This is a genomic window from Psychrobacter sp. (genome assembly GCF_049295055.1).
Taxonomy (GTDB): domain Bacteria; phylum Pseudomonadota; class Gammaproteobacteria; order Pseudomonadales; family Moraxellaceae; genus Psychrobacter.
Genome location: NZ_JBAQQF010000082.1, coordinates 1 through 12,342, shown reverse-complemented (window position 1 = coordinate 12,342; position 12,342 = coordinate 1). Strand labels below are relative to the sequence as shown.

Sequence of the window (12,342 nt, the reverse complement as noted above, 5' to 3'; positions counted from 1 at the left end):
CTTAAAAACCCACCATTTCACCCGTTAATAACTTCAGTTTGCTCATTGGCATGATACCGCGCAGTGCATTACAAAAGAATAGCTGGCTTAACTGTGGCAAATCTTCATCATGTAATGCCCTTATCACGACTGGATATTTCGTGGTAGATAAAGCATCGATAAGCACTTGCCGCATCACGCCAGCGACGCCCGATTGTGCCATAGACGGCGTATACCATTGACCATTTGTAAGATAATCTGCGTTATATTCCTTATCATTTACAATGTTTTTTGATTCTGCTAATTGCATATTTATTAATTGCATATTTATTAATTGCGTATTTGATAATTGATAAAACAAATTACTCATCGTGCCTTCAACCCAATGCCCACTCATATCACGCAGTAAGCCTTCGCCAATATCAGCACTGCCTAGCTCGGTACTAGATAGTGACGTAGATGCTTTGACAGATTGAAGCTCGCCACTTGCCAGCACATTATCAAGACGATTAAGGCTTTTCAGTCCGGCAAGCGGTGGCGGTAGACAAGCAAGCTGCGAGGATAAGCAAACGGCTGTGCTAAAAGGCTGCATAGACATTAAGCGCCCATCAGGTAAATGTAGTTGCTTGGATGTTGCAATAGTCATCGCGGAAGATTTTAGCCAAATCTCGCATTTGCTACCAGACTCGCTTGGCGTATAGCCATAACCACGAATATCTTGCGCCGCACGAGTGATGATTAGCTTAAGCATGCCTTGTTGTAACTGCTGGGCATGCGTTTGCAAGGTAGCCAGTAGTGAGCGGCTGTCTAAATCGAGTTGCAAAGCTTTTGCATGAGAGATGAGGCGCTGATGATGATACTCTTGCCACAGTATTAGCCCATCAATGACGCCCATGGTGGTAAAAAAACCATCGCCATATGCCAGTCCGCGATTGTCTAACGAGGCGGTAGCCGCTGAAGTATCTGCCGTATTATCTATATAAGACAGACACGACCAGCCATTATTGCCATTGGACGGCAGCATGACTTACTTATTATCTGTTTGGGCAGCGGATTTATTGATGACCAGCATACAGCTATAAAACTCACATTTTGCCAGCTCTACTTTTTGACCACCGATGACTTTGTTTTTGACAATTTGACCGTTGAGCATATCAGCAACCAGCTTACCGCCTTCATCACCCATCAGTTGGCGTGCAAGTATATAAGCTTTTTTAGCATGGTCTTGACTCAGCTCTTTTTCTTTATCAGAGTCCGTAGGATTGGCGAAATACCAACCAAGCTCGAGATATTTTTCAGAATCAATAAGATCTAAATAAGGCGCTTCGGTACTCATAAAACGATATTTGGAAGCGGGATTACTGGCATAGTCTAAGCTATTCTCGTCCGTACTAACCACTTTACCAAAGGTTGCTTTTATACTATCTAGCTGGTCGACATTGAGTGCTTTTACTTTTTTAGTGCCCCACGACGCTATCTCATATTTAATTGGTGTGCCTTGTTGGGCGGTGGCACCATCTAGGTCAGCTTGCACCGTAGCGCTTTCTTGTTTAGGCTTATCAACGGCGTTCTGCTTGCTAGCATCAGTACTTACTTCCTGAGATACTGCGTCACTGTCTTTAGTGCTATCACAGGCGCTCAAAGACACGCCAACTGCCATTATCGTACTGACCATAAAGGTCTGTAAGGTCTTATTCCACATGGGCAATTTACTCACACTTTTAGATGCTTCTGAAAATGGTATTAACGAGCAGACAAAGATGCCGCTGATAATGAACAATGTTTTTTATTAAAACGGTTTTTATAGCTGAATATTTATGGCTGAGTTTTTATAACTAATTTTTTATAAATAAGATTTTTTATGACCCAGCTCTTATTAATAGCCTTTTTATACTTAAACAAGCACTTAAGCAATTACTTAAGCGAGCACTTAAGCATAGTGGTGCTTTTTTCATACTCTCTAGTTTACCCAACTGCTTAACACTTGACTACCCTTTACGTTACCGATAACACTCGCAGAGAGTACAGATTTGTTAAAGAGCTATTTTATCAAAAACGCTTGCTTAATGAAGGGCTTATTGGTCGAGTACTAGGTTTGTCAAACACAGCATTATCCCTTATGATGATTGAGATTTAACTGCTTTTTATCAGCGCTCTTGTCTTCCACTTTATCTCTTGCAGCCAGCGGACCATTTATGACTCAGCATTTTATCGTTATTGGTAATCCGATTGCCCACAGCAAATCTCCTGAAATCCATACGCTATTTGCCGCGCAAGTAGGCATTGATATTAGCTATCAGCGGCAGTATTGTTCCGATGAGGCTGCTAGCTTCACTGCGGTAATCGAGGCATTTTTTCATGGCGGCGGCGTCGGTGCCAATGTGACCGTACCATTTAAGCAAATCGCTTATGATTGCTGTGTGACGCGTGGTGGTTTATCTGAGCACGCCAAAGTCGCAGGCGCGGTCAATACGCTACTGTTAAATAAAGAGCGGATAAAAAATGGCGCATCGGTAGCAGAAGCAATCTATGGCGACAATACTGATGGTCAAGGATTGGTCAATCACATCAAGCGCTTAGGCTGGCCACTTAATGACGTACGCGTTGCACTCATTGGCGCAGGTGGCGCAGCACGTGGCGTGATATTGCCACTGATAGAAGCTGGTATTGCAGAGCTGACCATTGCTAATCGTACATTGAGTAAGGCTGAAGGTTTAGTTGCTGAGCTTAGTGCCGCAAGTGCAACGATAAATCAACATGCTGTCTATACTTGTGCGACAGCTGATTTAAGCGGAGAGTTTGATATCATTATCAATGCTACTTCTAGTGGGCTATCAGGTGAAAGCTTGCCACTAGCCGATGCGCTAAACTGCCAATACGCCTACGATATGATGTACGGACGTGAGCTGCCATTTTTGCAGCATTTTGCCGCGCGTGGTGCCCAAACGTCAGACGGTTATGGCATGCTGATTGGACAAGCGGCATTAAGTTTTGAGCGCTGGACAGGACAAACTATTGATGTTGCGCAAGCAACCGCGACATTAGAAAACTCATCAGCATAAAAAAATTCGCGTGAGTATAGCCACAATAATATAGCCATAACACACCTAAGCATAGTCAGAATCTAGGTTTTTTATGCTAGTTAAAACGCGTGAGCATCCACTGCTCAATACGACGCAGTGGTACGCGCAAATTCGTTGAATGCATGACGACCCCGCCGCCAAGACCGACCATACAACCAAGTAAAGTATCGAGCAAGCGCGTGTGCGCTACTTCTTGATAGGCCGCTGACGTAAGCGGTAAGCCACTACCATATTCTGCAATAAATATTGTCAGTGGCGTGATGAATATCACTGCTAAGCCATAATGACGATCTACCAATGATTCGATACATAGCATCATCGCTAGTATGGCCGCCGCCACACCCCATATCGACAAGCCCCAAGACAACATCCAACTTGCCAGCCCTACGCCTATCAATGTCCCTAGCAAACGATGAAACTGCTTAATCCACATCGTCCGTAAATGAATACCTTGAATAATAAGGAAGCAACTGACCGCCGCCCAATATGGATTGGACATATTCAGCATCAATGCAATCAGGAGCGCTAAGCTGACAAAGCCCACAACGATAATACTTTCGCTAATAATATCAGGCTTATAGCTATAGATTGGTGTGGGCGTAGCAGGACGCGTCGCTAATAAAAATAGCGAATAGAGCAGCCCCATAATTAGGGCAAAGCCACTACCTAGCATCACTAGCCCAGTTGCCGACATGATTTGTTCTAACGGCAATGGTATAAATAACGCAATGGCTCCTGCCATCATCACAAACAACCCTGCTGGCGGCGGCTGACGATAATAACGCCCAAAGATAACCACACCAAAGGCTATTAGCATAAATACGGGCAGCCTAAGAATAGGCACTTGCTGGGCGACCAGACCAAATGCGAAGCATAACGACATGGCAAAGCCCCATGCCATTAACGTCACTAAGCGGTAAGGCAGCTTGCCTACTAAGGGTAAGTTTAGAATGACCATTGCCCCTAGAGAGGCCTTTATTCCTGATGACAAAGTATCAAAGTAAGCTCCCACAAATACCGGAAAGCTAATCGCAATAGCAGCAATAATGGGCATATGCCATGGTCGCTTACTGCGATTCACTGTCAGCAAATGGTCAAGCTCACCATCAATTAATAATTTCATGCGGCTCAATAATATTGTCAGCCAAGATACTCGCTTTGTTTGGGGCTTTGTTTTGCTCATAATTGGCCTTCCTTATATCGTAAATGCATGTAACACTATGCTTATGGGTCACTTTTTTACTGCGCTTGTCTTTAGAATAAATTGCAGTTGCACCTATAATAAATAGTCGCTTAGCAAGAAATATCAGTAAAAACTTAATTGACACAATAATAACTTAATGTTTTAATTATATTAATCAGTCATGAATATTAGTTATTAGTTGTATATTTGTCGCTATAGAAGATTTATACTAGCATCAATGCGCGACAACTGTTCTTTATCAAGGACATCTTAATAGTTATCGAAATGGATAAGCTGTCCTTAATAAATCTAATTATTGCTCGATGATAGTGTCTATCTTTTCCCCAAATAATTAAAATCGTTTCCGTAAACTATGTCTTAGATACTAAGTCAACCGTCTATGATAGCGACCTACTAAAGAGAACGACTATGTTAACTTACAAAGCACCTTTACGTGATATCAAGTTTTTAATTAATGATGTATTTGACTTTCAAAAGCATTATAAAGATTTAGATAATGGCGAAAATGCAGATCCTGAAACGGTTGATATGATTCTTCAGGGCATGGCAGATTTTGCTGAAAACGTTTTAGCACCTTTATACCAGCCAGCTGATGCAGAAGGCTGTCATTTTGAAAATGGTGTTGTCACTACGCCTAAAGGTTTTAAAGAAGCGTATCAGCAGTTTGTTGATGGTGGCTGGCAAGGTATTTCTTACCCTGAAGAATACGGCGGTATGAATTTACCGACTTCATTGAACCTAATTAAAGCTGAAATGATCGGTACGGCTAACTGGCCATGGGCAATGTATCCTGGTCTGTCAACCGGCTGCATCAATACTATTATGCAATATGGTACAGATGAGCAAAAAGAGACGTATCTACATAAATTGGTTGAAGGCTCTTGGGCAGGTACCATGTGTCTGACTGAACCCCAATGTGGTACTGACTTGGGTCAAGTGAAATCAAAAGCCATTCCGCAAGATGATGGCAGCTATAAGCTTAGCGGTACTAAGATTTTCATCTCAAGTGGTGAGCATGACTTAACTGAAAACATCGTTCATATTGTGTTAGCACGTCTACCAGGTGCACCAGAAGGCACCCGCGGTATTTCATTATTTATCGTACCGAAATTTTTGCCAAATGCTGAAGGCGAAATTGGCAAGCGTAATGGCGTGTCTTGTGGTTCGATCGAACACAAAATGGGTATCAGCTCATCAGCTACTTGTGTCCTAAACTTTGATGATGCCATTGGTTACCTCATTGGTGAGCCGAACAAAGGTCTTAAAGCGATGTTCACCTTTATGAACACGGCTCGTATCGGTACTGGTATCCAAGGTTTGGCACATACTGAATTGTCATTCCAAAACGCGCTACCATATGCCAAAGATCGTCGCTCAATGCGCACCTTATCAGGTACCAAAGATCCTGAAAAAGTAGCTGATGCGATTATCCATCATGCTGACGTACGCCGTATGCTACTCACGCAAAAAGCCTTTGCTGAAGGCGGTCGCTCGATGATTTATCATTCAGCACGCTATGCAGATAAAATGGCACAAGGCATCATCAATGGTAATGATGAAGAGTTTGAGAAATGGGATGATAAGCTTGGCTTCTATACGCCAATCTTAAAAGGCTTCTTAACCGAGCTTGGTATTGAAGCGGCCAAACACGGTCAGCAAGTGTATGGCGGTCATGGCTATATCAAAGAATGGGGCATGGAGCTGATCGCTCGTGATGCTCGTATCGCGACCATGTACGAAGGTACGACAGGCATTCAAGCATTAGATCTATTAGGTCGTAAAGTTATCTTGCAGTCTAAAGGTAAAATCATTCGCGACTATACCTCAAGCATCATGAAATGGTGTGGCGAGTATGCCTTAGATAAAGACATGCGTAAGTTTGTTTGGGCATTGACTAAGCTTTGTGCTGAGTGGAATACCCTGACTGTACGCTTGATGTTGATGGCACGTAAAGACCGTGAAATCATCTCAGCGGCTTCTGATGACTTCTTAATGTACTCAGGCTACGTCATGATGGGCTACCATTGGGCGCGTATGGCGGCAGTTGCTCATGACAAGCTAAAAAATGGCGGCGTTGAGGCTCCAGAATTCTACAAAGCGAAAATCCAAACTGCAGAATTCTACTTCGATAAATTATTACCACGTACCTCAGGTCACGCCGAAGGTATGGTTGCACCAAGCACTAGCATGACTGCAATGGATATCGATAGCTTCGCGTTTTTAGACTAAGATTGATTAAAAGCTAATCAATAATTGATAAAAATAAAAAGCGCCTATTTATTAGGCGCTTTTTTGTGCTTAAATAAAATCTCTACCGCTTTTTAATCGTTTAATGATACTCATGGCAACTGACATCAACGATCACTTTTAGGAGCTAATGATGTTGAATACTAATAAAGAAAAAAATTTATCATCACGCTATGCTCGAGCGCTACTACTCAGTACGGCACTAATCAGCCTTACCATAAATAGTTCCATCGCTGTTGCTAAAAGCAGTGACACCCCTATTCACTTTGCAAAAGGAGCCATAACGAGTACCATCACTGGTAAATTGAAACCCAATGAAAATGAACATTGGTACCGCTTTAATGCGAACAGTTGGCAATATGCCGTGATTAATATTGCACCGCTCGCAGGTAAAGGTATTGGCACCTCTGAGACTGCTAACGTGGGCGTACTACATATGCCAAATGGGACACAAGATGGCACCAAAGGCGGTATTATTTATCAAGGCTGCTTGCCAGCGTCTGGTGAATATCGATTACGTATTGCACGCAACCTCATGGTAACACAAGGTAAAACGGCAGGTTATAGCATCGAGATCATGATATTACCTAAGTATGCTAGTGAGTCACTGTGCGAATATTTGTAAGGTATATGGCAAGCCATATAGTTTAAATGTTAAGCATTTTCTTATGGTAAATCACACTAATCTCTTCAACTTCAACACATATCTGCAATGCTACTCGCCCTGATTGCTCTGCGCCTAGCGTCTGCTCTATGGTTGCAAGCAATAACTCAGCGAGTTGATTACGGATACTCATATCACGACCAATCATTATTTTTAGATGCGCATAAACAAAGCCATTGGTTTGCTCATCATCTTCGACACCCACTAAAAACGCTTCAATAGGCACTATGCGTGCTTTGATATCCGTTGCTTTACCAAAGTGTCCACTATCCCACAGCACTTTATTGAGTGCTTTTAGAAATGACTCTTCATGAGTAATGCTAATATTAGGCGTCACTTGGATGGTTAAATGCGGCATGATTATATCCTTATAAAATATGAGTGAAGAGTAAGAAACGAACGGCTATATGAGGCTGACTTAATCTGAAAATCAGTGTTTTTACTTATCAGTAATAGAGTCATTGGTAATAGAAGCAAAGCGAGCCGTAAGCGTCGTCGCTAATTGTGCTGGTGGCAATTCAATCTCCAAACCACGGCGACCGCCGCTCACATAGATAGTCGAATGTACTTGCGCTGAGTCATCTATGATGGTTGCTAGGCGTTTTTTTTGTCCCAATGGACTCACACCGCCCAGCACATAACCAGTACTACGCTCGACTTGCTTAGGCTCTGCCATTTGAACTTTTTTACAGAGCAATATTTTATTAACAGATAGCGCTTTGGCCATTTTTTTAAAGTTTAGTGTTTTATGCACGGGCAAAATAGCAACGGCGAGCACATCTGCGTCGGTCAATACCACCAAGGTTTTAAACACCTGAGTCACATCAACACCCAGTTTTTCGGCAGCTTCTAGACCAAAAGAAGCCGCATTACTGTCGTGGATATATTCGTGTAATTGATAATCAAGACCACGTTGTTTGGCAAGATTGATAGCTGGAGTCATAATATTTTAACTTAATTAAGTAATGTTAATGAATAAGCAGAAATACCATATATTATATGTTGGGCAAAACCATTATTACGCTAAATACGCTAACTTTCAAATCATTGAGTGCCTTACGCAGCATGTCACTCACGACATCGTAACCAGAGCGTATTAATATTAGTAGTATATACAGACACTATATATCGCTTTGATGGCTTTTATGGCATTATAAGGGCAATATATTTGACTAATTTTGATACCGATTATGATACCGAAGTTCTTAAAAAAACGGATTTTTAAAGCGCCAGTAGCGACTGATAATACCTCAGTGACTGCAGAATCAGTCACTCCAGCAACTGATGGCAGCCCAATTGCTACTAAGACGTATTCTAATGCACCGCTCAATCAGCTGTATCGTAAGCTGTCCGGGCAGATGCTTGATGTTGCTGTTAAGCCAAAACTTTTGGGCGAGTTGCCCGAATTTGAGAATAATGATAAGACACTAAGATTTTATGTACTGCAGGATTATTCGCGCTCGAACAGTATTTTGATCGATCTGCAGACACAAGAACACAAGCTACCACCAGCGTTGGTCGGGGTAAATGATAGTGCTCATGGCATTAAAGAAAACGCCGCCATTGTATTTTTACATCATCCACATGCCAAAGATAGCCAGCTGTCACCACGCCTGTCGCGTCTAGTATCTGCTGTTTTACAGCATCCTGAATTAAAAGTACGCTTGGTACCCGTCTCGATTCTCTGGGGACGCGCGCCAGAAAAAGAGGACTCACTATTTAAGCTGCTGACTACCGATAACTGGGAAGACCCTAGCATTACCAAGCAGTTATTTAATATCGGCGTGATGGGCCGCGATACTTTCGTACAGTTCCATCCACCACAAGACCTACGCACGCTCATTAATGATAGCCTCAAAGGTGATGATGAAGAATCGACTGTACTTGAATCAGTAGCTTCTAATTTAAAAGAAGAAGTTTTAAAAGATACTATTTCGAAAGATACTGATTCAAAAGATAATGACAGTGCGGTCAAAAATATCGATGAAACGCCAAACCATACAAAAAGCTATGCGATGGTTGCGTCGGCTGATGGCAATCGTGAGCTGGTAAGGTCGTTGCAACAGCAGCTCAATATTTACTTAGACAAACAACGTGCCAGTATGCTCGGTCCTGATTTATCAGACAGACGTAACTTGGTAGACAAGCTGGTGTATTCACCAGCGATCAAACATGCGATAGAAGCAGAAGCTGCAGAGTCAGGAACCAGCGATCGTGAGGCGCGTATTCTGGCAAAAAGCTATGCTAATGAGATGGTCAATGATTACTCACATTCTATTGTTCGAGGCTTTTATAAGTTCTTAACGTGGCTGTGGACGCAGCTATATGACGGCGTAGAAGTACATCATTTTGAGCGGGTAAGAGAGCTTGCAGCAGATTACGAGCTAATCTATGTACCCTGCCATCGTAGCCATGTCGACTATCTGCTACTGTCTTATGTCATCTATAAGCGTGGCTTAAGCATTCCTTATGTCGCTGCGGGTGATAATTTAGATGTGCCAATCTTAGGACCGTTATTACGCGGAGCAGTCGCCTTTTATATTCGTCGCAGCTTCCGTGGTAATGCGCTTTATACCGCTGTCTTACGTGAATATATGCATACGCTTATTACTCGCCATACGCCAATTGAATACTTTATTGAAGGTGGGCGCTCACGTTCAGGACGCTTGTTACCACCGAAAATGGGTATGCTTGCCATGACGGTACATAGTCAATTGCGCCAGACTAATAAGCCAGTGGTATTCATTCCGACTTATATCGGTTATGAGCGCATCATGGAAGGCGGTACTTATATTGGTGAGCTAAAAGGCAAGCCGAAAGAGTCTGAATCTTTGATTGGACTGCTTAAAGTCGGTCGTAAGATTGAGCGTATCTTTGGTAATGTGCACTTAAGCTTTGGCACGCCGCTGCATCTGACCGAATTTATGACCAAATTTGACGTGCCAGCCAACAGCTTACCAGCAGATCGTACCGATACACTACTTGATGATAAAGCCAGCGCTATGGTTGACAATATCGGCGTAAAAGTCATGCAGCATATTAACAAGGCTGCTGTGGTCACTCCAGTATCGCTGCTGTCATTAGTATTATTATCTGCACCAAAAGCGGCGCTCGATGAAGAAATTTGCCGTGAACAAATCGCCCTATATCAAGGTCTTGCTCAGCAGCTGCCGTATTCAAGTGATACCGTCATCACCGACATGTCACCACAGCAAATCATTGATTACGGCATTAAGCTTAAGCTAATTGAACGTATTCCTCATATCTTAGGCGATATCATTCAGATTGCAGGCAAGCAAGCGGCACTACTGAGTTATTTCCGTAATAACATTTTGCATGTGTTTATTCTCTTGTCTTTCTTATCTGCATTGGTTGCCCGCAACGGTCGGATTGACCGCAGTCGTTTAAGTAGTATTGCCGAGCAGTTATACCCCTTCCTACAAAGTGAGCTATTCTTATACTATCCAGCACATGGTTTGGCTGAGACCCTGAATAAGAAGCTTGATAATTTGCTTGCTCATGGCCTGATTGTTGAGCTGGATAACGGTATGCTTAGCATTCCTGAATCAAACAGCCGATGTTATCAACAGCTGCAAGTGCTCGCGACGCCCGTTGAGCAAAGTCTTGAACGCTACTTTATGACCCTTGCGCTACTCGCACAGCAAGGCTCTGGTAATTTGACTGAAAATGAAGTGGTTGATTTATGTCATCTACTTGGTCAGCGCTTATCGGTACTTTATGCCGATGATATTCCTGACTTCTTTGATCGTGCGCTATTTACCAGTTTCATCGGTGCTTTAACCCGCCTTGATTATCTACAAAAAGACGAAGAAACCGGTATATTGACCTTTGATCAGCGCATCGATGATATTGCTCATCATGCTAAATATGTTCTCAGTCCTGATATGATGCAAATTTTGCAGCAAGTTGCCAGTCTTAATGAAGAAGAGATTACCCACGCCATTACTGAAATTAGTAATAAAAAGCAGCGTAAATTTGGTCGTAAGCGTTAATTTTCAATCCATTCGCTGACGCATAAAAAAGACCTCTAATATTAGAGGTCTTTTTTTATTACTTTAAATTTGAAATTTCTAAGCAGCTGTTTTTTAAGCAACTGTCTTCTAAATAATAGTTCTAAGTTGAAATCTTTTTATACTTCATGCGCTTAGGATTGGCATCATCACCCATGGTCTTTTTGCGATAAGTTTCAAACTCAGAATAGTTACCATCGAACCAAACAGGACCTTCATCTTCAAATGCCAAGATATGAGTCGCGATACGGTCAAGGAACCAGCGATCATGCGATACCACCATGACTGTACCTGGGAAGACTTGAATCGCGTCTTCTAGTGCACGTAAGGTTTCGATGTCCAAATCGTTTGATGGTTCATCAAGGAGCAAAACGTTAGCGCCTTGCTTCAGGGTTTTAGCCAGCTGCAAGCGGTTACGCTCACCGCCTGATAATTGACCGACATGCTTCTGCTGGTCTGAACCTTTAAAGTTAAAGCGACCAATATAGGCGCGGCTTGGGGTGGTATAGTCGCCAACCGTAATGATATCCAGACCGTCAGAGATTTCTTCCCAAACGGTTTTGCTATCATCTAAGTTGTCACGTACCTGACCAACATAAGCAACTTTAACACTTTCGCCCAAATCAACTGAACCTGTATCTGGCGTATCACGTTCGGTAATCATGTTAAATAGCGTGGTTTTACCCGCACCATTTGGACCGATAATACCAACAATGGCACCTGCTGGAACGTTAAAGCTTAGGTTTTCATACAGCAAACGATCACCAAATGATTTAGAGATATCATTCACTTCGATGACTTTATTACCCAAACGTGGACCAGGTGGAATATAAATCTCAGAGGTCTCGTTACGCTTTTGGAACTCTGTTGAGTTCAATTCCTCAAAACGCTGTACACGAGATTTAGACTTAGCCTGCTGACCTTTTTGGTTTTTACGAATCCAATCTAGCTCTTTTTTCAGCGCTTTAGCAAAGGATTCTTCTTGCTTATTCTGCTGCTCTAAACGAGTGTTCTTTTGCTCGAGCCACTCAGTATAGTTGCCTTCATACGGATAGCCATGACCACGGTCAAGCTCCAAAATCCACTGGGCGACGTTATCCAAGAAATAACGGTCATGGGTAATGGCAACGATTG

10 protein-coding genes are annotated in these 12,342 nt (G+C 42.6%); 4 read left to right on the top strand and 6 right to left on the bottom strand.

The genetic code is table 11. The features are described 5' to 3' along the window. Position 1 precedes the first annotated feature (1 nt). Together WAZ74_RS12290 and WAZ74_RS12285 are read right to left on the bottom strand one after the other, a co-directional pair. A complete protein-coding gene (locus WAZ74_RS12290) occupies positions 2–1,003 on the bottom strand; it encodes an aminotransferase class IV (protein ID WP_422308589.1) in 1,002 nt (333 codons plus the stop codon). 3 nt (positions 1,004–1,006) lie between these two features. Next, on the bottom strand, positions 1,007–1,681 hold the full coding sequence (locus WAZ74_RS12285) for a hypothetical protein (RefSeq protein WP_422308619.1): 675 nt from the start codon (positions 1,679–1,681) through the stop codon (positions 1,007–1,009). Positions 1,682–2,174: 493 nt separating this feature from the next. On the opposite strand from WAZ74_RS12285, the gene aroE reads away from it, so the two are divergent. Beyond that, the gene (gene aroE / locus WAZ74_RS12280) at positions 2,175–3,041 is read left to right on the top strand and encodes a shikimate dehydrogenase (RefSeq protein WP_422308588.1); all 867 of its coding nucleotides are present in this window, start codon (positions 2,175–2,177) and stop codon (positions 3,039–3,041) included. 76 nt (positions 3,042–3,117) lie between these two features. Here the strand turns inward: aroE and WAZ74_RS12275 are convergent, their stop codons facing one another. Further along, entirely contained in the window at positions 3,118–4,245 is a 1,128-nt protein-coding gene (locus tag WAZ74_RS12275; RefSeq protein WP_422308587.1) for an FUSC family protein, read from the bottom strand. Between the two features lie 429 nt (positions 4,246–4,674). On the opposite strand from WAZ74_RS12275, the gene WAZ74_RS12270 reads away from it, so the two are divergent. After that, entirely contained in the window at positions 4,675–6,495 is a 1,821-nt protein-coding gene (locus WAZ74_RS12270; RefSeq protein WP_422308586.1) for an acyl-CoA dehydrogenase C-terminal domain-containing protein, read from the top strand. Between the two features lie 151 nt (positions 6,496–6,646). Next, entirely contained in the window at positions 6,647–7,138 is a 492-nt protein-coding gene (locus WAZ74_RS12265; RefSeq protein WP_422308585.1) for a hypothetical protein, read from the top strand. Positions 7,139–7,160: 22 nt separating this feature from the next. Here the strand turns inward: WAZ74_RS12265 and WAZ74_RS12260 are convergent, their stop codons facing one another. Together WAZ74_RS12260 and ybaK are read right to left on the bottom strand one after the other, a co-directional pair. Next, positions 7,161–7,535 carry a 5-carboxymethyl-2-hydroxymuconate Delta-isomerase gene (locus WAZ74_RS12260; protein WP_422308584.1) on the bottom strand — a complete coding sequence of 125 codons (375 nt, stop codon included), beginning with the start codon at positions 7,533–7,535 and terminating at the stop codon, positions 7,161–7,163. Between the two features lie 81 nt (positions 7,536–7,616). After that, a complete protein-coding gene (gene ybaK / locus WAZ74_RS12255; RefSeq protein ID WP_422308583.1) occupies positions 7,617–8,120 on the bottom strand; it encodes a Cys-tRNA(Pro) deacylase in 504 nt (167 codons plus the stop codon). A gap of 247 nt (positions 8,121–8,367) precedes the next feature. On the opposite strand from ybaK, the gene plsB reads away from it, so the two are divergent. Then, positions 8,368–11,190, top strand: coding sequence for a glycerol-3-phosphate 1-O-acyltransferase PlsB (gene plsB, locus WAZ74_RS12250; RefSeq protein ID WP_422308582.1), 2,823 nt, complete (start codon positions 8,368–8,370; stop codon positions 11,188–11,190). A 121-nt stretch (positions 11,191–11,311) separates the two neighbouring features. On the opposite strand, the gene WAZ74_RS12245 is transcribed toward plsB, so the two are convergent. Beyond that, positions 11,312–12,342, bottom strand: a 1,031-nt coding sequence (locus WAZ74_RS12245) for an ATP-binding cassette domain-containing protein (RefSeq protein ID WP_422308581.1), incomplete at its 5' end; no start/stop codon positions are given.

Bases quoted from the DNA above. Each gene is read 5' to 3' on its own strand.
- WAZ74_RS12290 (WP_422308589.1), bottom strand. From the start codon at position 1,003: ATGCTGCCGTCCAATGGCAATAATGGCTGGTCGTGTCTGTCTTATATA.
- WAZ74_RS12285 (WP_422308619.1), bottom strand. From the start codon at position 1,681: ATGTGGAATAAGACCTTACAGACCTTTATGGTCAGTACGATAATGGCA.
- aroE (WP_422308588.1), top strand. From the start codon at position 2,175: ATGACTCAGCATTTTATCGTTATTGGTAATCCGATTGCCCACAGCAAA.
- WAZ74_RS12275 (WP_422308587.1), bottom strand. From the start codon at position 4,245: ATGAGCAAAACAAAGCCCCAAACAAAGCGAGTATCTTGGCTGACAATA.
- WAZ74_RS12270 (WP_422308586.1), top strand. From the start codon at position 4,675: ATGTTAACTTACAAAGCACCTTTACGTGATATCAAGTTTTTAATTAAT.
- WAZ74_RS12265 (WP_422308585.1), top strand. From the start codon at position 6,647: ATGTTGAATACTAATAAAGAAAAAAATTTATCATCACGCTATGCTCGA.
- WAZ74_RS12260 (WP_422308584.1), bottom strand. From the start codon at position 7,535: ATGCCGCATTTAACCATCCAAGTGACGCCTAATATTAGCATTACTCAT.
- ybaK (WP_422308583.1), bottom strand. From the start codon at position 8,120: ATGACTCCAGCTATCAATCTTGCCAAACAACGTGGTCTTGATTATCAA.
- plsB (WP_422308582.1), top strand. From the start codon at position 8,368: ATGATACCGAAGTTCTTAAAAAAACGGATTTTTAAAGCGCCAGTAGCG.